Source organism: Shinella sp., assembly GCF_049651085.1.
GTDB lineage: Bacteria > Pseudomonadota > Alphaproteobacteria > Rhizobiales > Rhizobiaceae > Shinella.
In genome coordinates, this window is sequence record NZ_JBASBL010000011.1 from 72,412 (window position 1) to 93,512 (window position 21,101).

A 21,101-nucleotide genomic window follows, 5' to 3' on the forward strand; every position below is an offset into this window, starting at 1 on the left:
ATGGTGGGCAATGAGCATCAGCATCTATGCGATCAATCTCGACCGTTCGGCCGATCGCTGGCATGCGCTGTCCGAAAGTGCACAAGCGCTGCATCTTCCCCTCGTCCGCGTGCCCGGCGTCGACGGCACGAAGACGCCGGCCGAAGAGCGCATCGGCTGCGACGCGCGCGCCTTTGCGCGCAACAACGGCCGCACGATCCTGCCCGGCGAATATGGCTGCTACCGCAGTCACCTGAAGGTGCTCGCCGCCTTCCTGGAGACGGGCGAGCCAGCCGCCGTGATCGTCGAGGACGATATAGAACTGACGGCCGATCTCCTGAGCCGCGCCGAAGCGGCCGTTGAAGCGCTGCCGGAAGCGGACGTCATAAAGCTCTTCAACCACCGCATCGTCGGCTTCCGGCGTGCCGCCACGACCAGCGCTGGCGACGAGATCGGCCGCACAACGCACGGCCCCCAGGGCTCGGCGGCCTGCTATGCCGTGACACGCGCCGGCGCAGCCAGATTGCTCGAAGGCCTGAGGATCATGCAGTTTCCGTGGGACATCGCGCTTGAACGCGGCTGGGCCTACGACGCCCGCATCTACACGACGCTGAAGGACGTTGCCGCCCCCAAGCGCGACAGCACCACGATTGCGACACGGGCGGCGTACAGGGCCGCGAAATTCCCCTGGTGGAGGCGTCTCAGGACCCATGGCATCCGTATCATCGAAACCGTCCGCAGGATCGGCTATGCACTTGGCCGCTGACCTTCCGGGCCCGGCCCGCGAACGCGTCCGCGCCGCCCTGTTTTCCGCACTCTGGGCGCTGCTTGCCTCCGCCATGCTGGTCGAGAGCGACATCTATCGCTATGTCACCCTCGCCCTCGTCGCCTTCGCGCTCATCCGGCACCGGCCGGAGGCAGCGCGCATCTCGCGCGACTGGCTTGCTCTCCTCTGCTACGCCTGGGCGGGCTATGCGCTTGTTCGCTTCATCCTCGGCATGGTCGTCTACGGTCAGAAGGGAACGTCGGAATGGCTCTATGCCTTCCCGGCGCTGTTCCCGCTCGTCGGCGTCGCGCTCTACGCTACACGACGCTACATTTTTTCGGCCGGAACCCTGCTTCTCGCCTGCGGCCTCGTCGGGCTCGTCGTCACGCTGGATTTTCGAACCATCTTTGCCGGGGAACGCGCCGCGCCGCTGTTCCACCACAACCCCATCCATGCCGGCATCGGCGGCTGCATGCTGTTCCTGACAGCCGTATTCTGGCTGCTCCATGCCGCCGAGACAGGACGTTACGCGGGGCGACTGAAATGGCCCTGCCTTGCGCTTGGCCTTTCGACGGCCGTCCTCAGCCTCGTCGGCGTGCTCGGCTCGCAGTCGAAGGGCGCGTGGCTGGCGCTCACCGCAACGATGGGCTTCATGGCCCTGCTCTCGCTCTATCACCTCGCCGGCCGGTGGCGGCTCCACCTGCTCGGCGGGCTTGTCGTCCTGGCGCTCGCCGTCAGCGCCGTTGCGGCCCCCTATGTGGTCAAGGTCGCCGGTTCCACCGCGGATGCCGCCGTGACCATGATGGACACCGCGCTCGCCACGAAAGACCCCGTCGGCGCCATGCAGGCGACGATTGCCGACAAGACCGTGCCCTCCGCCATGCGCGAACGCCTGATGCTCTGGTCCAATGCGCTGGAACTGATCGAGGCCTCGCCGCTCGTCGGCTGGGGCAATGGCTGGCTGACGGAATGGACGCGGACCACCTATGCGGATGTCGGCTACACGCTGCTGCACAACGGCTATCTGGAAATCCTCGTGCGGCACGGCCTGCTCGGTTTCGCCTTCCTGCTGGTCTTCACCGTCGCCGCCGCGCAGCGGTTGAACGCGGCCCGTCGCGACGGCCGCATCGCGTCGAGCACGGCCGCCTATCTCTACAGCATGAGCTTCTTCTTCTTCGCCACGATCGCCACGAATTCCAACAATCGTCTGGCGCTCGGCGAGAGCTTCTTCCTGCTTGCGGGCGGCGCGATCTTTGCGATCATGCTCCTGCGGCGGCGGCAATCCCCGTGAACGCGTTGAACCCGCACTAGCAGGCAGCGGCAAACTGCCCTATGGAAGCCCGAAAACGAAGCTAGAACTGCCAGCAGGAACCCCGGACCGGACCCCAATGTCGTTGAAGCGTGCATTCGATGTCACCGTTGCAAGCGTGGCCATCCTCGTTTTCGCCCTGCCGATGGCCATCGTCGCGTTTGCGGTGCGCCTGACGTCGAAGGGACCTGCCCTTTACTGGTCGGATCGTGTCGGGCGCGACAACCGCCTCTTCTCGATGCCGAAGTTCCGCACCATGCGGATCGACGCCCCGGTGGTTGCGACGCATCTCCTGAAGGATGCGAACCGCCACCTGACGCCGATCGGCGGCTTCCTGCGCAAGACGAGCCTCGACGAGCTGCCGCAGCTCTGGTGCATCCTGAAGGGCGAGATGAGCCTCGTCGGCCCGCGCCCGGCCCTCTTCAACCAGGACGATCTGATAGCGGCGCGCACGGCCCGGGGCGTACACCGGCTCGCACCGGGCCTTACCGGCTGGGCGCAGGTGAACGGGCGGGACGAGCTGTCCGTGCCTGAAAAGGTGGCACTGGACGCAGAGTATTGCACAAGGCAAAGCTTTTATTTCGATTTGCGCATTCTGCTGATGACCGCCATAAAAGTGACGGGTGCAGCAGGCGTATCGCACTAGGCGATTCCAGCAAAAATGCGTAAGCGGTTTTGCGTCCGGAATTGCCTGGAAACAAATGGACAGGGCGTTTTCGCAATTCGAGGAAAAGCGGAAAAGCTCGAATTCGCTCCGCACATGACACGCGGAGTTCAGCAGTTGGAGCGTGCGTAGAACGATGACAGGCACCACCCTCACCGATCACCGTTTGGTCCGGGATATCCGCGAGCGCCTGGTCGAAATCCCGCGCCTGTGGAAACGCATCCTGATGATCGGCATCGACATCGCGGCGCTGATGATCGCGCTGTGGGCGAGCTACGCCATCCGGCTTGTGCAATGGATGCCGGCAATCACCACCGAGCGTCTTGTTCTTGCAGCCCTTGCAGCGGCGGTAGCGATCCCCGTCTTCATCAAGCTCGGCCTCTACAGGTCGGTCATCCGCTATCTGCCGGAGGCCGCCATCTGGACGATCCTGCGCGCCATGCTCATCGCCACGATGAGCTGGGTGATCATCATCTTCCTGATGGAAATGGCCGGACAGGGCATCGTGCCGCGCTCCGTGCCGTTCCTCTATTTCGTGCTGGGGACGCTGCTCATCGGCGGCATCCGTTTTGCCGCCAAGTGGATCCTGAACCAGGGCACGGGCCTGCGCCGCGACGAGGACCCGATCTTCATCTATGGCACCGGCCCGACCGCCGCACAGCTCGCGCGCGCCCTCAAGGGCCACGGCAACCGCTACGTCATGGGCCTGATCGACGACGATCCGGCCAATCACGGCCGCGACATCGCCGGCTACCGCGTCTTTCCCTCCAGCGACCTGCCGATCCTGATCGACCGCTACGGCATCAAGGAAATCGTGCTCAGCATGTCCTCGATCCCCGCCGAGACACGGCAGGCGGTGATCGCGCGCGTTACCGGGCTCGGCGTACGCGTGCGCACCCTTCCGGATATTTCCGACATCGTGGACGGCAAGTATATCGTCAACCAGATCCGCGAGATCGAGCTGGACGAACTGCTCGGCCGCTCCTTCATTCCTGCCGACAAGGATCTCCTGAACCAGGCGCTGACCGGCAAGATCGTCATGGTCACCGGCGCCGGCGGCTCGATCGGCTCGGAACTGTGTCGCCTGATCATCCGCTGGAAGCCGAAGAAACTCGTTCTGCTCGAGGCAAGCGAATTCGCACTCTACAAGATCGAGCAGGAACTGCTTGCCGCCGGCGACCACACGGTCGTACCGGTGCTGGGCTCGGTGACGGATGCAAGCCTCGTGCGGCGCGCCATCCGCTCGCACGGCGTGCAGGTGCTTTACCACGCGGCGGCGCACAAGCATGTGCCGCTCGTCGAAGCCAACGTTCTGGAAGGCATCCACAACAACGTCTTCGGCACGCTGACCGTGGCGCGCACGGCGGCGGAAGAAAACATCGAAAGCTTCGTGCTGATCTCCTCCGACAAGGCGGTGCGCCCCACCAACGTCATGGGCGCCACGAAGCGCTGGGCCGAACTCATCGTGCGGCAGATGGCGATCGAGGCGCAGGCCAAGGGCGGCAGGCAGACCTTCTGCGCCGTGCGCTTCGGCAATGTGATCGGCTCGAACGGCTCGGTCGTGCCGCTCTTCAAGCAGCAGATCGCCAAGGGCGGCCCCGTCACCATCACCGACCTCGACATGACGCGCTACTTCATGTCGATCCCTGAAGCGGCCGAACTCATCGTGCAGGCCGGGGCGCTTTCGGCCGGTGGCGATGTCTTCCTGCTCGACATGGGCGAGCCCGTGCGCATCGGGGACCTGGCGGAAAACATGATCCGGCTCGCCGGCTTCCAGGTGCGCGACGCCAGGAACCCCGACAGCGGCATCGCCATCGAGGTCATCGGCATAAGGCCGGGCGAAAAGCTCTATGAGGAGCTGTTCTACAACCGCGACAACGCGCTACCGACCCGGCACCCGAAGATCCTGCGCGCCGACTCCGCTGCCATCGCACGCTACGACATGGAAAAGTCCCTGCGCGATCTCGATGCGGCAATCACCGCGGAAGACGAAGCGCAGGCAAGAAAACTGCTGTTCGACCTGATCAGCGGAGAGACCGCATCCGAGCCGTCGACCTCCTTCGGCTGACCGCGGAATACCCGTGAAAAACAGACGGCGGCGCGTGTGCGAGACACGCGCCGCCGTTTTCGTTTGTCCCCGCCTGGGGCTGGAAAATCAGCGCAGAAGCGTCTTCAGCGTGGAGATGACGCGGTCGAGCTGCTCTTCGGACATGTTGGAGCCGGACGGCAGGCAGATACCGCGCTCGAAGAGATCTTCCGACACGGAGCTGTTGCCGGCCGTGAAATAGCGCGTGCCGGCAAAGACCGGCTGGAGGTGCATCGGCTTCCAGACCGGGCGGGCCTCGATCATCTCGCCGGCCAGCCGCCTGATGATGCCGGCGCTGTCATGGGCGGCACCAGACGACACGGTCGCCGTGGTCAGCCAGCGGTTGGAAAAGCTCCAGTCCGGCTCGGGCATCCATTCGAGGAGGCCGTCATCGGCAAGGCCGTCGCGGTAGCGCTCGAAGACCCCGCGCCGCGCGGCGACGCGCTCTTCGAGGACGCGCAACTGGCCGCGCCCGACACCCGCCAGGATGTTGCTCATGCGGTAATTGTAGCCGATCTCGCTGTGCTGGTAGTGCGGCGCCGGATCGCGCGCCTGGGTGGCGAGGAAACGGGCCCGTGCGACGATCTCCTTGTCGTCGGAGACCAGCATGCCGCCGCCCGACGTGGTGATGATCTTGTTGCCGTTGAAGGAGAAGACCCCGATCTTGCCGAAGGTGCCGCTCTGGCGTCCCTTGTACGTCGCTGCCAGCGATTCGGCAGCATCCTCAAGCACCGGCACGTCATAGGCCGCGCAGAGTTCGAGGATCGGGTCCATGTCGGCGCTCTGGCCGTAGAGATTGACGACGATGACCGCCTTCGGTCGCCAGCCCTCCGAGGCTGCGGTGGACAGGGCCCGCTCCAGCGCCTTCGGACACATGTTCCAGCTCGACGCTTCCGAATCGATGAAGACCGGCTCGGCGCCCTGGTAGACGATGGGATTGGCGCTCGCGGAAAAGGTCAGCGTGGAGCAGAAGACCTTGTCGCCGGGGCCGACGCCGAGAAGGCGCAGGCCAAGATGGATGGCGGCCGTGCCGGAGGAGACGGCCGCGCCGTGGGCCGAACCGACAAAGGCGCAGAGTTCCGTCTCGAAAGCATCGACATTGGGGCCGAGCGGCGCGATCCAGTTGGTCAGGAACGCCTGCTCGACGAATTCCCGCTCGGCATCGCCCATATGCGGCGTCGACAGCAGAACCTGCTCGTCGATCTCCCGGCGCATCAGCAGTTTTTTCGCCTGGCCGCGTTCATCCACGAGCGGCAGATGGCTGATCCCGTGGCGGTTCATCAACTCCAGCGCCTCCCGGCGGGTGGCGCCAAGCGGCGCCGTGATGCATTTCGCCTCCGGCAGGGCATCGAGCGCTTCATCGAGCCCGTGGCCTGCCAGAATGAGACGACGAATGTCCCCGTCGGTTACCGCCCGGTCCAGCACGCCTTCGTCCGAAACGAGAAGGAGAATGCCGATGCCTGCCTGATCCAGGCGACGCATCGCATCCCGAAGGGTCGCCTTTCGCGAAACAATCACTTCTTGGATCTCTGCCACCTTACCCTCTGCTCACTTCCCGCGCGGGCGTGCCAATGAAGGTGCCGGCGTGCTTGATCGACTTCGTTATAACGGCGCCCGCCCCGATGACCACATCGGAGGCCAGCGTCAGGCCCGGCAGGATCACCGCGCCCGCGCCCACCAGTACCCGGTCGCCGACAGTCACGCCGCCTCCCAGAACCGCGCGCGGCGCGATATGGCAAAACCGGCCCACTGTGCAATCGTGATCGACGATGGCGCCGTGATTGACGATCGTGCCTGTTCCGACCGCAGCGTCCGGACCGAGAACGGCAAAGGCGGCGACGAACGCGCCCGCTCCCACCGTTGCCGACGACGCCACGGCGCTTTTCGGGTGAACGATCGTCAGCGGCCGCGAACCGGCCGCCGCAATTTGCTCGAAACGGCTGCTGCGCACCGCATTCGTTCCGATCGTAACATGAAACCAGTCCTCGGCGGCGAGGAAAGCTGAGGGCTCAACCGCTACCCCCGCGATCCTCGTGCCGACGCGCGCCGGATTGTCGTCGAAGACGCGCATGCCGATCGCTTCGCCATTGCCGGCGCGCAGCGCGTCGATCACGACCTTCGCGTGTCCGCCGGCGCCGAAAAAGTGGACGCGCTCAATAGGCATTGAATTTTCTCAGGTCCCGAGGTTCGAGCGGTACGGAGGCCAACAGCGCCGCGATGCGCGGCGCCGTCGCGCCGTCGCCGTAGAGGTTTTGCGGCTCGAGCCGTCCGCGCGCAAGGACACCGCCGATGACCGAGGTCAGGCTTTCGTCCGCCTGCACGACATCCGTCACGTTCGGATTGCGCTCCCGCAGGTTCTGCCGCGAGCCGACATTGATGACCGGCGTGCCGAAACTCCCGGCCTCGATGATACCGGCGCTGGAATTGCCGATCATCAGATCGACGATGGACATCCAGGACACGAAATCCTTGCGGGGGAAATGGGTCACGAGACGAAAGTCGGGATGTGACGAGGCGCTCTGCAGGACGTCGTGCACATGCTCGCCGCCCGCATCCGAATTGGGTTTCAGCGCCACGATCTGGCAGCCGCAGGCAAACAGGCCGGCAAGGATGGATTCCGTTTCGCGCGCCATCGAGCCGGCGTCCTGCACCACCGGATGGTGCACGAACAGGGCGACAGGGCGTGCTGGATCGAGACGCAGCGAGGCAAGCAGCTCGGCGCGGGGCCGGACGGCATCCGCCTCGAGGCCATCGAGCCCCGGTGCGCCCACCGCGAAGACCCGATCCTCGCGCTCGCCCATCCGGATCAGGCGCTGGCGTGCGTCTTGCGTCGAGGTAAAGTGAAAATGCGCAAGCTTGGAAATGGCGTGGCGGACCGGCTCGTCGACCGTGCCCGACCGTTCGCCGCCATGGATGTGCACGATCGCGACGTTTTCGTGGGTGGCGGCAATGGCACCCGCCAGCATTTCACCCCGGTCGCCGAGAAGAACGAGAAGATCGGGCCGGCTGTCGGCAATGACCTTACCCATCCCTTCGATGACCCGCGCGATGTTCACGGCCATCTGGCGTGCCGATCCCGCGCTGTCGGGGGTTTCGATACGGCCGGCAATGGCAAAGCCGTCATCGGCGATTTCATTGACCGTCAGGCCGTAGGCCGGCAGGAGATGCATGCCGGTCACGGCGATTTCCAGCGCAAGGCGCTCGTCCGCAGCGATCGCCTGCAGCGTTCGGCGCATCAGCCCGAAATCGGCACGGGTCCCGCTGAGGTAGAGCACTTTCCTCACGATGCGATGTCGTCCCAGGCGAGCACCTGCCCGGCCGGAACGTCCCGTAAGGCGCGCTTGCCTAGAACCTCTTCGAAGCGGGACGGCGGAATGCCGGTGCCCGGCCGCAGAAGCGAGAGATTGTCACCGGACAGGATTTCGCCGGCGGCGATCGGGCGGGTGGCGACGACGCTGCGGCGCACCAGCGCGCGCACCGGCCGCTCGGCCTCCGTCGCAGCCTTCTCCGGCGAGCCCAGCGCAACCTCCATGGCGCGGATCGACGCCACCATCTCGTCAAGCTCTTCCAGCGAGAGCGAGGCCTTGTGATCCGGCCCGGGAAGCTCCTTGTCGAGGGTGAAATGCTTTTCGATGACGCCGGCCCCCATGGCCACGGCGCCGAGCGAGACGAGAATGCCCTGCGTGTGATCGGAATAGCCGACCGGCAGCGCCACCCGCTCCGCGATGGTGCCCATGGCGCGTAGGTTCACGTCCTGAAGCCTGGCCGGATAATCGGATGTGCAGTGAAGCACCGTCAGGAGATCGTCCACCGCACGCGTCTCGCCGGCTTTCGCCCAGGCCCGCCGGATGACGTCAACCGCCTCGGCAATCTCGTCCAGATCGGCCATGCCGGTCGAGATTATGATCGGCAGCTTCTTGGCCGCGAGAAAGGCGAGGAAGGGATGGTTGGTCAGTTCGCCCGAGGGAACCTTGATGCGTTTCATACCGAGCGAAACGAGGAAATCAGCGCTCTCCTCGTCGAAAGGCGTCGACATGAACTCGATGTCGCACTCCGCACAGAGCGCGAAAAGACGCCGGTGGGTTTCCTCGGAAAGCTCCAGCGAACGCAGCATGCCGAGCTGATCGCCCGACCCGGTGTTCTTTTGCTGATAGGCCGCCTTGGCGGTTCCCGGCGCAACAAGCTTCTCGGCCTTGAAGGTCTGGAACTTAACGGCATCCGCCCCGGCCTTCGCGGCGGCGCGAACCAGCTCGCAGGCAAGCTCCGGGTCTCCGTTGTGATTGACGCCTGCTTCGGCGATAACGAATACTGATTTCGCTGCCATGTCCCTGCCCTTCTTCACCACGCCGTCCAGCCGCCGTCCACCATCAGGTTCTGGCCCGTGACCCAACCCGACAGATCGCTTGCGAAATAGCAGACTGCGCCGATGAAATCCTCTTCCTGTCCCATGCGCTTCAGCGGCGTGCGGGCCACATAACGCTCCACGAAAGCCTCCGACTGGCCCCGCGCGACGCCGCCGGGACTGATGCAGTTGACGCGAACCTCGGGAGCCATGACCGTCGACAGCCAGCGCGTCATCTGCACGACACCGCCCTTGCTGACGGCGTAGGCGGCGGGATTGCCCATGGCCGTGCCGTCATAGAGCGACATGTCCGGCCCGACATTGCCGTAGATCGAGGAGACATTGACGATCGCGCCGTGTCCCGAGGCGCGCAGCAGCGCGCTCAGCGACTGGCTGAGATGGAAAGCCGCCGTCAGGTTGACCTCGATCGCCCGGCGCCAGGTCTCGATGGACTGCTGCTCGAATTCCGTCACCCAGCCCGTCAACTGGCTGTCGCCGACGAAACCGGCATTGTTGACGAGGATGTCGAGCCGGCCGAAGCGTTCCGCCACCGTGCCAGCCACGAGATTGCGTTCCGCCTCGCTCTCGAGGTCGAGACGCAGGCATTCGATCCGGGCGCCTGAAACGCGCGTGCGAAGGTCTTGCGCGGCCTTGTCCAGCGCTTCGTCCGAGCGGTCGAGCAGGCAGACGGTCGCGCCGAGTTCGGCCAGGCCCGCCGCGATGGCGCGGCCGATATGCCCTGCCCCGCCAGTAATGACCGCGACGCGCCCTTCGAGCGACATCAACTGCTTGAACGATCTCATCGGGTTTCCTTCCGGGCTTCTCGTCGCATGGCCGCAATGGCTTCGGCAAGGCGAAAGTCGTACTCTGTGTCGATGTCGGCGGCCCGTTCTACGGGCACCTGGACGGCACTCACCCGGCCGTCGAACAGGCGCTCGGCCGACTGGATGAAATGCGGGCGGACCGCATAGGCTACGGTGGTGATATCATACACCGGCGGCACGTCCTGACGACGGACGATACCTGTCCCGGATTGGATGACGATCTCGGCGCGCTGCTCGCCGTCGAGACGCACCATGTTGAAATAGGGGCTGCGGCTCGCTTCGGTGACGGTGATCACCGCATCCGTCGCCGGGTCCTGCCGGATCTTCTCGATGCAGGCGGTCACGTCCTCGACGGCGCGGAAGGGAGAGGTCGCCGGCAGGCTGACGAAGCAGTCGAAGGCGCCCCGCTCCTTCTGAAACCAGGAGACGGCATGCCGCCAGGCCAACCATTCGGGCGAACTGTCCTGCGCAAGCTCGGCCGGGCGAAGGAAGGGAACCTCCGCACCGTGCGCACGGGCGACCGCCGCGATTTCCGCGTCGTCCGTCGAGACGATCACCGTTTCCACGCCGGGCGTTGCCAGCCCGACCTCGATGGAATGGGCGATCAGCGGCTTGCCGTCCAGCTGGCGGACGTTCTTGCGCGGCACGCCCTTGGAACCGCCCCGGGCGAAAACGAATGCGATGGTGCGCATGGCCTTGTCAGTCATAATCGATTTCCACTTCCCTTCGCTCGGCCATGGATTGCCGCGCCGCCTCGACCAGGCAGATGACATCCATGCCCTGCCGCCCGGCCGGAAGGACCGCCGCCCGGCCGCCCCTGACGGCAGAGAAGAAATCCGAGACCTCGTCCAGATAGAGCTGGTTCGGGTCCGCCGGACGGAGAATCTCGCGCGTCCAGCTACCGGCCCCGGCAAGGTAGAGGTCGAGTTCGCCGGTGATCATGTTCCCCGCGATCGTGCCTTCGGCCCCCACGATCCTAAACTGCCGCGTGACCGCCCGCTGCAGGAAATCAAGATGGATGTTCACGATAGGCGCGACATCGCCGTAGCGCAGCGTCAACGATACCGTATCCTCGACGTCGATTTCGAGTTCGCCGAGACGTCCGCCAGCGGCAAAGACCCGTGCAGGCCTGCCGAGGAGCCAGTAGATATAATCGATCTCGTGGCTGAGTTCGAGCAAGGCGCCGCCGCCAAGGTCGCGCCGGGCCGAAACGCCCTGCTGATAGGGCTGGCCGGGCCGCCAGTCGGGGAGATACTGCCCGACCTCGGCCCGCGCGGACAGCACGCGGCCGATACCATTGTCTGCAAGAATGGCGCGCACCCTCTGCACCATCGGATGGAAGCGCAGGTTATAGGCGACGAAAAGCGGAAGGCCCTTCGCCTCGGCTTCAGCCACCAGCCCGGCAAGCCCCTCAAGCCGGTCTGCAAAAGGCTTTTCCACCAGAACCGGGATCGCCTGCTCCACGAGCGCGCGTGTGACGGCAAGATGCTCGGTGGCGGGGGAGGCGACAATCGCCGCATCCGGCCGGAAGGCGAGCGCGGACGGCAGGTCCTGAAAGACGTGGTTTGCGCCCTCGGCCGTCGCCGCACTGCCCGGACGGCGCAGGACAGCCAGCTCGGCCTCGGGCAGCAGGCTGCGCAGGTTGCGCAGATGCCGGCGCCCGATGCTGCCGAGACTGACGACAAGAACTCTCTCTAACGGCTTGCTCATCACAGGCTCAGGAAGCGGCGGATGACGGAAAGGCCGATTTCGCCGCTGCGCTCGGGATGAAATTGCGTCGCGCAGATATTGTCGCGCTGCACCGCCGCGCAGATGCGATGGCCGCCATAAAGGCAGTCGGCCAGCATGTCGCGCTCGTCCGCCGGACGGGCAGCGAAGGAATGTACGAAATAGACACTCGCTTCTGCCGGCTGCTGACCGGCAAGCAGGGTGCCCTCCCAGGAGCGCTGCGCATCTGCCGGCACAAGCGCGCTCCAGCCGATATGGGGTACGAGCTGCGGTTCGCCGGCCGTATCGACAGCGGGAACCTTTTCGACCCGGCCGGGCAGGATGCCGAGGCCCTCGTGCTCGCCGAATTCCTCGCTCGCATCGAACAGCATCTGCATGCCGACGCAAACGCCGAGAAACGGCCGGCCTGTTTCGATATGGCGGCGGATAAGGTCGTCGAAGCCCTTCTCGCGCACGGCACGGATGCTTTTCTCGAACGCACCGACGCCGGGCACGACGAGCCGGTCGGCCGGGCCTGCCTCGGCCGCGCTTTCGACGACGCGAATCTCGGCACCGCAATGCCGGAAGGCACGGGCAACGTTCAGCATGTTCGCCATGCCATAATCAACCAATGTGATATCGGCCGTCGTCATGCAAACCTCGTGGTCATGCCGGCCTCGCGAACGGTGTTCTTGATGTCGGGAAGTGAAAGCCGCTTGTAGTGCAGGACATCAGCCATTGAAACCGCCGAGCAGCGCGGCAAGGCGAGCGCGGCATTCAAATGCGCCATGCTGCCAAGCCCGCCGCTGGCGATGACCGGCACGGAAACGGCCTCTGTCACCTGGCCGATCAGGTCGAGATCATAGCCCTTGCGCGTGCCTTCCTGGTCGACCGAGGTCAAAAGGACCTCGCCGGCGCCAAGATCGACGGCCCGCTTCACCCAGTCGATGACATCGAGGCCGGTGCGCTCGCGTCCGTTGTCCGTATAGGCCTCCCAGCGGCCGGTGCCGACCGACTTCGCCTCGATCGACAGCACCGTCGCCTGCGAGCCGAACTCGCGCGAAATCTCGCCGATCACCGCGGGACGCTGGACGGCGGCCGTGTTGATGGCCACTTTGTCCGCACCCGAACGCAGGATATGGCGCGCATCGTCGACCGAGCGGATCCCACCGCCCACCGTGATCGGAATGAAGACGCGATCGGCCGCCCGCTCGATGATGCCGCTCAGATTGTTGCGACCGTAGAGGCTCGCGACGATATCCATAAAGACGAGTTCATCCGCGCCTTCCTCGTAGTAGCGCAGCGCAAAGGCATGCGGATCGCCGACCACGCGAAGGCCCTCAAGGTGAATTCCCTTGATGAGATTGGGCCCCTTGATGTCGAGGCGCGGAATGATCCGGACATTCTTCACTGGGCAGCCTCGGTGCGGCCGGCATTTTCTTCATGCCAAACCGCATGGCGCAGTTGCCAGCGGTTGCCTTCCCATCTCCACAGGTGGGGGCTGCGGAACGTGTCGGCGAGCGTGTCGAAATATTCGCGCGTCATGATCGGCTCCTCGAACATGACGCTGGCTTGCGGGAACTCCTCCGGCGTGATGCTGAGATAACGGAAGATCTCGTCGGCGAAGCGGTCCGGCCATTCGTGGTCGAAGCGCTTGACCAGCGCGACGCCCTCATCGCGCGTGATGTCGCCGGAGCGGATTTCCTGCGCGGCATCGTAGCTTGCACGACCGAGACCGAACTTCACGCCCGTCGTGTAGTAGTGGAAATCGTCGATGCGGTCGTCGATGCTGTTGTACTTGCTGTAGGTTCCCGGCGTCCTTTCGGGCGATGCCTGGAAGCCGCCATGCTCGACAGCGTAATAATAGCAGCTCTGCGGATGCCATTTGAGATAGTAGCCGAGATAGTGCACTTCGACACCCTGGCTCTCGATTTCAGCGGGGTTCGCCGGCAGATAGGGCAGGAGATCCTGCTGCTCGACGCCGAAATGCGCCTTCAGATCGGGAACCGGAACGCCACCCAGACTGACCTTCGACTGATCATCCGAGGTGAAGTAGGACCAGTCGCGCTTGGCCGTATCGGTATCACCGATGGGATTGCCGTACTCGGCCTCGTTTTCACCGAAGAAGACGAGCGGGATCTTGTGCAGGAGGGCCATTTTCGGCGCCAGCGCCTTCTGGCCGAACATGAAGGCCTGGAAGGGATGAAACAGGTTGTCGACCGCAAGACGCGTCAGAAGGCGATGTACGCGGCCGTTCGGCGTCGTCAGCAGATTGTCGTGGCCCGCATGGATCCAACTCTGGAAATTCCGCCAGCCCCAATCGGTGTAGATATGCGGTGCCCAGGTTACGGTCAGCGGATGCATGCCGTATTTCGTGCGCAGGACATGCGACGCATAGAAGCTGTCCTTGCCGCCCGAGCCCGGAACGATGCAGTCATAGCTCCCGTTCCGGCTGCGGAATGTGTCGCAAAGTTCGACAAGCTGCCGCTCGCGTTTCTCCCAATCTATTCCGGCCCGCTTGTTCTCGGCAAAGCGGCATGCATCGCACACTCCATCCTCGTCGAAAGCAATCGTTGCTTTCTTGCTTTCCTTGGTATGCTTGTACTCCACCGCAGAATTGGGGCGCTGATTGGAGATAACGCAGCGAACACAGAACTTAACCTTCGACGGCAAACCGTATTTGGTTTTATGCGCATGCGCATCGTCGGAGAAAAGAGATTTGTCGATACGGAGCGGAGAAGGAATTCGATTCATGACGCTGTCTTCTCTATTCTGTTGTTAGGATCGACGTGATTTCCGCCCACCACTACGGGCGGTCTTCGTCATAGACTAAAATTTTTTGTACTTCCACCAGGCGTTCCATGCATAGCCTGCAAAAGCAGAACAAGCGGGAATGAAACCAAGGCCTTCAATCTCGCGATATGTCTTCCACACCATGCGCATGGAGCGCCATTTGTTTCGCGATACAGATTGGTCGAGGACACGATAGCGCATCAAGTCTTCATTGAAGCCGTGAGCAACATGGCCGCGCTTCAGAATTCCCAGCCAGAGAACGAAATCGTCGTAGTAAGTCTTCGTCATCTGGAAAGGCCCCGTCTTTTCGCGGTCAATCAATACTGTCGATGTCGCGATTGCGGTGTTACCTAGGAGACTGCGGTACGTCATTTCGGCAGGAACCTCGATCAGGCGGCCCGTCGTGCTGCCGTCGGCAGTGATGCGGCGGAATGCTGTAAAGCTTAACGCCGAAGAATGTTCCCCCATGAAGGCAAGTTGACGCTCAAGTTTTTCGGGAAGCCAGAGATCGTCGCTGTCGAGAAAAGCGACGTAGCGGCCTGCTGCATGCTCGAGGGCCTTCTGGCGCGCCATGGCGGGACCGGCATTGGCCTGCCGGATCAGCTTCACCCGGGAATCGGCCGCTGCATATTCGGCAACGATCTTCCACGTGTCGTCCGGGGAGCCATCCTCGACGATCAGCATTTCCCAAGCCCCGTAGGTCTGCGCCTGCACGGAGCGGATGGTTTCGGCAACATAGGCCGCAGCCTTGTAGGCCGGCGTAACGATGGAAACGAGGTCGCGGGTCATTTGCATTCCAGCTCGGCGATGTAAGTGTCCTGAAAGACGTGGTGGACGGGAAACGTCCGGTCGAGATTGGCGATCACCCTCGAAGGCAGAGGACCATGGACGGGGAAATAGCGAAGATCCTTTGGATCACCCAGCCAATCCATCGTCGTCCGGTCGAAGATGATGAGAAACCGCTGCCCCATAGCAACGTTCGATGCCGCCGCCAACTGGCCATTGTAAGAGGGTACCATACGATTGTCGTAGCCGAGTGCGTCGAGCACGCTCTCCCCGCTTTGCGGCGACATGCCGTGTCGTGCGGCACCGTAGCTGTAGATTGCGGAATTCCCCGCTTCCAGCATCGCCGCCAACTTGCCGCAAAGCTGCGGATCCGGCCTCTCCGAGATCGTCGTATTCAGGAGCGAGACGAGCTCTTCACTGGCCGCCACATCGACCGTGCCGAGATTGGAACTGGCAAGGAAGGGATAAAGGCCCGTGCGTGCGCGAAGGAACGCCATCATCTTCGGGTCGGACACAAGGATCTCCGCCCCGTTCGTCCGATCCGCGACGAACCTTGCCAGGGCCAGGTCCCTTTCATCGAAAGAGGCGAGCGCGCCGGAGGACGGCGGGATCTGGCTGCTGAACGCGTAACGCTTGAAATAGGTGTTCGAAGCCGCCGTTTCCGCGGTGATGACCAGCACCAGAATGGCGCCATTTCGCCAGTTCCACGGCTTCAAGCGCCCCCGAACGATGAACGGCATTGCCGCAAGGGCGATGCCGAGAACCGCAAAGACCGGCAAGGCGCGCTCAAGGTAGGGCTGCACACCGGGTGGCGCGACAACATACACCGCCGCAACCACGACAATGCCATAGGCGGCCAAGGCAAAGGCAAGCAGGCGCGACGCGAAGGCATCGAACCGCGTCGACAGGAAGATATGGGCGATCGCACCACTGACGAGCAGGATCGCAAGGAAGCTGGCGCGGTGGATGAAGGGAAAGCCGGTCAGGATCACGATCACGAGGCCGAAGAACAAGAGGGCCAGGGAGAGTGCCCGGGCCTCGTCTTCGTCGCGGGAAAAACCCCAGCGGCGCCGGAATGGGGGGAAGGAGAGAAGGGCGGTATAGGCCGTCACGACACCGACAACCAGGGGCGAGACCGCGCGGACAAGCTCGAACAGGGCGATACGCGAACCGGCGCCGGGCGCAAGATCGCCGTCAACGGCAACCACCGACAGGCTCTTGCCGGCAAGCGGCATCAAAAGCAGATCGAAAAACGACCAGAGGCCGAATGCGTCGGGCTGCCCCTCCCGCAGGAGGAGGATCCTCACCGTCATGGCGGCAGCAACGGCCATAGCCGCAATCAGCAAGCCGCGCAGGAAGCTGCGAACCTTTTCTCCCCCATATTGCTGGACTAGGACGAGATAGCCGTACGCAGCGACGGTTGCGCCCCCCAGGACGAGGAAGAGCAGTGCGCCCCGGTGGAAGGGGAGCGCTACAGCGGCAAGAAGGGTGATCGCGGCAAGAAGGCCGTAACGAGCGCCCGCCATCAGGATGCCGAACAGCAGGATCATGGCGAAAGACGCAAGCCCTGCCCCTGCCAATGGCAGCTTCATCAGGGTCAGGCCGATCGCGATGCCGATGACAAGCGCCAGGAGGCGCAGGGCGATGGCCTTGGCATGCATCTCATCGTGCCGGGTTCCCGCCAGGAGAATTGACAGGACGGTGATGGAGGCCAGTTCGGCGATCGTGCCGTTCGTCGGATTGGACAATCCACACTGCGCGAAAGCCACCGCAAATGCCAGGATACGCGCCCGCCGCTGCGGCAGGAGCCCCGAAAAGAAGGCGTAGAACGCCCCGATCTGCAATGGCGCCATGACGAGCGGCCAAACCCATTCCGCGACAAGCGGATCGACTCCGGTCAGACGCAGGAAGAGGCCGAGCTGAAGCTGCTGGAACGGTATATAGGACGAGGCGACGAACGGGTTCAGGGTAAGGTTGCGCGCAAACTCCCACGCACCGCCGTGGAACTGGATTCTCTGGAACAGGTCCAGGACCGGGAAATCGGAATAGATCACGATCGTGGTGGCATAGCGAACCGCAACGAGCAGGCCGGCAATAACCGCGACAATCAGCAACGGCCGCACCGCCTCACCCGGAACCGCCAGCAAGGCGCGCATGCGCCACCAGCCGGCAAGGGCGACAACCCATATGCCTCCCGTCAGAACACCGGGCCGCAACGGTTCGGCTAGAAACCGCTCCGATGCAACAAAGAGGAGAATGAAGAGAAAGAGGCCGACGAAATAGGCAAGGAGCAGCGCCTGAAGCGCGGTGAGATCTGCCGGCCTGCGGCCGGAGATCCCATAGGTCGCGGCAAGCCCGAGCCCGGTCGGCACCAACAGGAGAGCGGGCGCCGTCAGAAGCGCTGCTGCCAGAGATGATATAGACCAGACGGCCGGCAAGATGCCGGCCAATAGCAAAAGCGCAACGATGGCGACCGGGCGTATCACCCTGTTGGAACTCCTCCAACGTTCTTCCGCAGCACACCGAGCAGCGAGCCAGCGAATTCGGCGACATTTGCCTCCCGCAGATCGTAGAGCTCACCCGGCACGCTCGCCGACCAGACATCCTGCAGGAAGCGGTTTACATCTTCTTCTTGTATCAGCATTTTCGAATAAAGACGAGTGGGAAGGTCCTTCAGTGCATCGACCACCGTCACAAGCCCGCTGTCGCGATAGAAGGAATCGCCGAGCGCGATGACCGGCCGCTGATAAAGAAGCGCTTCCGCACCCGCCTTGGAGTTGACCGTCACGACGGCCTCCGCCTGACGCAGAACCACATGATTGTTGATGCCCGGCGAAAGCAGGACGAGATTGTCGTGGCGGCGCAGGAGCTCGGACATGCGGCCGGCCGGCAGGGCGCCGATCAGCGCGGGGTGCTCCTTGATGACCACCTTTCGGCCGATCGGGGCTACCCGACAGAGAAAATCGATGAGCGACAGCTGGTCGAGATATTCCGGCGAGCGGATCGTCAGGGCGAAATCGGCGGGAACGTGCAGGGGATAGTAGATGAACGGGCTGGCCGCCGGAATTTCCGCATAGAACTTGCGCAGTTTCGCAGCGTTCATCGTCATGCGCACATGCCGGCGGACATGTCCGCCGATATGCTGGAACTCCTCCTGCTGCTTCAGGACGTATTTCTGGACGAGCTTTTCGACGAGGCGCCGCCAGTTCTTGGGATCCGTGAGCTTGTGACGCGCGCCCCGATAATGCAGGGCGTCCTTGACCGGAATCACGACGGTCTGACTGTCGCGGATGCGAGCGAGCACGCTTCGCACCTCCTCGCCCGCGCTCTCGGCGCTGCGTTGGATGCGCGGCGCGCCGAAGCTGTCGCGCGTCAGGAAGAAGCGTCCCTTGAAGAAGGACGGCTCTATGAAATAGTTCGGGACGCCATGACGCTGCGCGACGAAATAGGCCGCAAGAACCGAGGTGAAGCCCCCGAGTTCCTGCACGACCACGAGGTTCCGCCCCTCGCCGATGAGCGTTGCGAAAACCTTCTCCATCGCGGCCAGGTGCCGGCGGAATTTCAGGAGGAGCGCCTGCGTGTCGCTGATCTCGTAGGCGGCTTTCTCATGCGCGATCAGCAGCGCCGGATTGGCGATACGATAGTCCTCGAAGGACGGCGGATCGCCCTCGCGGGACAGGTCGAACGGGTTGAACACCCGGTGCCCGGCATTCTTCAGCTCCTTCGCCGAGCCCTCATGAAAGCAGACATGCACCGCATCCATGCCCGCATCGCGAACGAAGGGCTCAAGGGCAGCGAAGAATGCGGATTGATTGCCGGCAAGGCTGACGAAGACGATCGTGTCCCTCATGCGGGCAGAATCTCGATTGTGCTGAGCGCCATACCGGTCAGCCGGTTGCGTGCCGGCCGGGCGCGGTAACGGGGGCCTTGCGATGCCGATGCGTAGAGATCGAGCAGGGACTGAACGTCGCTCACCTCGATGTCCTTGCCGCGCCGGGCGGCTTCGACCTTGCTGCGAAGCCTGCCGACGAGGCGGCTGCCGAGCGCAACCGTCGCAAGCCCCTGCAGGACCTGCTTTGCCGACGGCACGGCGCGACCGCCGCGGATCGCGTGGGAAAGACTGGAACGGGGCTGGCCGGCGGCCGCAGTCGCCAGCAGCGAGGCAACCCGTTCGCCCGCCGCTCCATCGGCGCGATAGAACCAGGGTTCGATTTCAGCAAAGGCGGCATCGTGATCGAAAGCGACGCTTCCCTCGACGAGACCCCTGACCGTCTCGATCATCTCTGCGCGCGAGCCGGGCTTGAGGCTCAATTGGGAGGGCAGCGGTGTATGGTCGAGGAGCAGCTCCGTATTGAGATATTCCAGCGAAACCGGCACCTTCTTCTGCAACAGGCCATCCACGGCCGTCCCGCAATTGAGGTGAACGATGCATGTCGCTTCATGGATCATGTTGAGCACATCGCCGGAACCGTCGACCTCGATATTGGGCACATCGGCGAACCGGCGGCGATAGTGTTCAATATTCTCGAAGGGATGGGGCCGCACGATGACGAGTTGCTGCGGCATGGCTCGCGCCATCGCCTCGACCTCGTCGAGATAACGCGGAAACAGGTGTTCGAGTTGCTCGAACCATTGTGAAAGATAGGCATCCGACCATCCAAGTGACCGGAAGATCCGTTTTTCTTCTTCGGCCGACCTAGTGAAGACGGGATTGATGGCAGGAAAATTCGTGTTCACCAGGATAAAACCCGAGCGCCGGTAGGCAAGGGCCGCATTCCAGGGCGGCGAGCCGAGGTCATAGCGCGGGCAGCCCGTCAGATGCAGCTTCTCCGCACTGATCCCGCTATTTGCAAGAAACGCCTGGCGAACGGCATCGCCCCACAGGAAATATTCGTCGACCAGCGCCGACAGCCCGCTCTCCTTCAAGGTGGTAGCCCAGGTACTCGGCTCCGCCCGCCCCTTGCGCGAAAAGATGCCGCCTTCCGTGTCCATCACGGCCACGCGGATGCCCAGTTCGCGGTAGGAACGCGCAAGTTCTTCATTGCCCAGGCGTATATAGTTCAGGAGAACGAAATCCGGCGGCGACAGGGGAATATCGTAGCCCTGCGCATACATGGGAACGATGGCCGTGCTGCATCCCTTGCGCGCCAGCTGATAGGCGGTCAGGACGACGCCCCGCAGGTCCCGTTTCGGATTGTCGACGACCAGAGCGACACTATTGGACTGCGGCATCGTTCTTTCCAATCGCGTTCAATACATAGCGCTCGACTTCCTTCGAGCAGGAGCGGTCGCCCGGTATGTGGAAGACCCCCCGGATCACCGCATAGCGCTCTTCCGCCGATGCGGCGGTTTGCAGCTCGCCCCTTGCCGCCTCGTCGATCAGCGCATCGAGCACCTGCGGCCCGCGCGGAAAATCGATCACCTTCGCGGCGACCGGGTCCGCCGGGTCGAAGATCAGCTCTTCCGACGGTCGCATCGCATCGCCCCAATAGGGCACCGCCGTCCGGCCCTTGCAGAACTGCGCCTCCAGTACCGACAGCGAATTGAACCCGATGACCAGATGCGCGCGCGGCAGGAGCGACGTCAGGGGGACCTGATGATCGACCTCGACGAACCGTTCCAGCGCGCCGGCCGCGCCACGGATCTCGTCGCTGTCAGCGATGTTCTTGGCCTTCACCACGAACCGCACGCCCGTGCCCGCATGGCGCTGCGCCGCCTCGAGAAACAGGCGCAGGACCTCCTTGAAGGAGTTCGGCGCGCGATAGTCGGGATCGCGGTAGCTCAGCAGCACGATCGTGTCGCGCTGGACGCTCTCCACGTCGATGTCGCGCCAGATGTCGAGCCG

19 protein-coding genes are annotated in these 21,101 nt (G+C 63.6%); 4 read left to right on the forward strand and 15 right to left on the reverse strand.

Features of this window, described 5'->3' with window-relative positions:
* Positions 1 to 10 precede the first annotated feature (10 nt).
* The 4 genes from WA950_RS07530 (at position 11) to WA950_RS07545 (ending at position 4,786) form a co-directional block, all read left to right on the forward strand.
* Positions 11 to 745 (forward strand): glycosyltransferase family 25 protein, encoded by a 735-nt coding sequence (locus WA950_RS07530; protein WP_424551081.1) that lies wholly within the window; start codon positions 11 to 13, stop codon positions 743 to 745.
* The gene (locus WA950_RS07535) at positions 729 to 2,036 is read left to right on the forward strand and encodes an O-antigen ligase family protein (protein ID WP_424551082.1); all 1,308 of its coding nucleotides are present in this window, start codon (positions 729 to 731) and stop codon (positions 2,034 to 2,036) included. Before WA950_RS07530 ends, WA950_RS07535 begins: the two co-directional genes overlap by 17 nt.
* A gap of 97 nt (positions 2,037 to 2,133) precedes the next feature.
* Positions 2,134 to 2,700 carry a sugar transferase gene (locus tag WA950_RS07540; protein WP_424551083.1) on the forward strand — a complete coding sequence of 189 codons (567 nt, stop codon included), beginning with the start codon at positions 2,134 to 2,136 and terminating at the stop codon, positions 2,698 to 2,700.
* 154 nt (positions 2,701 to 2,854) lie between these two features.
* Entirely contained in the window at positions 2,855 to 4,786 is a 1,932-nt protein-coding gene (locus tag WA950_RS07545) for a polysaccharide biosynthesis protein (protein WP_424551084.1), read from the forward strand.
* An 87-nt stretch (positions 4,787 to 4,873) separates the two neighbouring features.
* Here the strand turns inward: WA950_RS07545 and WA950_RS07550 are convergent, their stop codons facing one another.
* The 15 genes from WA950_RS07550 to WA950_RS07620 form a co-directional block, all read right to left on the reverse strand.
* Entirely contained in the window at positions 4,874 to 6,340 is a 1,467-nt protein-coding gene (locus WA950_RS07550; protein ID WP_424551085.1) for an aminotransferase class I/II-fold pyridoxal phosphate-dependent enzyme, read from the reverse strand.
* 1 nt (position 6,341) lies between these two features.
* Positions 6,342 to 6,968, reverse strand: a complete 627-nt coding sequence (locus WA950_RS07555; RefSeq protein ID WP_424551086.1) for a NeuD/PglB/VioB family sugar acetyltransferase — start codon at positions 6,966 to 6,968, stop codon at positions 6,342 to 6,344.
* The gene (gene neuC, locus WA950_RS07560) at positions 6,958 to 8,088 is read right to left on the reverse strand and encodes a UDP-N-acetylglucosamine 2-epimerase (RefSeq protein WP_424551087.1); all 1,131 of its coding nucleotides are present in this window, start codon (positions 8,086 to 8,088) and stop codon (positions 6,958 to 6,960) included. The genes WA950_RS07555 and neuC overlap by 11 nt, the downstream gene beginning before the upstream one ends.
* On the reverse strand, positions 8,085 to 9,128 hold the full coding sequence (gene neuB / locus WA950_RS07565) for an N-acetylneuraminate synthase (RefSeq protein WP_424551088.1): 1,044 nt from the start codon (positions 9,126 to 9,128) through the stop codon (positions 8,085 to 8,087). Before neuB ends, neuC begins: the two co-directional genes overlap by 4 nt.
* Before the next feature lie 14 nt (positions 9,129 to 9,142).
* Positions 9,143 to 9,949, reverse strand: coding sequence for an SDR family oxidoreductase (locus WA950_RS07570; RefSeq protein ID WP_424551089.1), 807 nt, complete (start codon positions 9,947 to 9,949; stop codon positions 9,143 to 9,145).
* On the reverse strand, positions 9,946 to 10,677 hold the full coding sequence (locus WA950_RS07575; protein ID WP_424551090.1) for a cytidylyltransferase domain-containing protein: 732 nt from the start codon (positions 10,675 to 10,677) through the stop codon (positions 9,946 to 9,948). The genes WA950_RS07570 and WA950_RS07575 overlap by 4 nt, the downstream gene beginning before the upstream one ends.
* A complete protein-coding gene (locus tag WA950_RS07580; protein WP_424551091.1) occupies positions 10,670 to 11,680 on the reverse strand; it encodes a Gfo/Idh/MocA family protein in 1,011 nt (336 codons plus the stop codon). The genes WA950_RS07575 and WA950_RS07580 overlap by 8 nt, the downstream gene beginning before the upstream one ends.
* Positions 11,680 to 12,330: an imidazole glycerol phosphate synthase subunit HisH gene (gene hisH / locus WA950_RS07585; RefSeq protein WP_424551092.1), complete on the reverse strand. Its 651-nt coding sequence runs from the start codon at positions 12,328 to 12,330 to the stop codon at positions 11,680 to 11,682. Before hisH ends, WA950_RS07580 begins: the two co-directional genes overlap by 1 nt.
* A complete protein-coding gene (hisF, locus tag WA950_RS07590; protein ID WP_424551093.1) occupies positions 12,327 to 13,088 on the reverse strand; it encodes an imidazole glycerol phosphate synthase subunit HisF in 762 nt (253 codons plus the stop codon). The genes hisH and hisF overlap by 4 nt, the downstream gene beginning before the upstream one ends.
* Positions 13,085 to 14,431: an N-acetyl sugar amidotransferase gene (locus WA950_RS07595; protein WP_424551094.1), complete on the reverse strand. Its 1,347-nt coding sequence runs from the start codon at positions 14,429 to 14,431 to the stop codon at positions 13,085 to 13,087. Before WA950_RS07595 ends, hisF begins: the two co-directional genes overlap by 4 nt.
* A gap of 75 nt (positions 14,432 to 14,506) precedes the next feature.
* Positions 14,507 to 15,259, reverse strand: a complete 753-nt coding sequence (locus tag WA950_RS07600; RefSeq protein WP_424551095.1) for a glycosyltransferase family 2 protein — start codon at positions 15,257 to 15,259, stop codon at positions 14,507 to 14,509.
* Positions 15,256 to 17,742, reverse strand: a complete 2,487-nt coding sequence (locus WA950_RS07605; RefSeq protein WP_424551096.1) for a hypothetical protein — start codon at positions 17,740 to 17,742, stop codon at positions 15,256 to 15,258. The genes WA950_RS07600 and WA950_RS07605 overlap by 4 nt, the downstream gene beginning before the upstream one ends.
* Positions 17,739 to 19,106: a capsule biosynthesis protein gene (locus tag WA950_RS07610; protein ID WP_424551097.1), complete on the reverse strand. Its 1,368-nt coding sequence runs from the start codon at positions 19,104 to 19,106 to the stop codon at positions 17,739 to 17,741. The genes WA950_RS07605 and WA950_RS07610 overlap by 4 nt, the downstream gene beginning before the upstream one ends.
* Entirely contained in the window at positions 19,103 to 20,488 is a 1,386-nt protein-coding gene (locus WA950_RS07615; RefSeq protein ID WP_424551098.1) for a surface carbohydrate biosynthesis protein, read from the reverse strand. The genes WA950_RS07610 and WA950_RS07615 overlap by 4 nt, the downstream gene beginning before the upstream one ends.
* Positions 20,472 to 21,101: hypothetical protein (locus tag WA950_RS07620; protein ID WP_424551099.1), on the reverse strand; the 630-nt coding region annotated here is incomplete at its 5' end. The genes WA950_RS07620 and WA950_RS07615, both read right to left, overlap by 17 nt.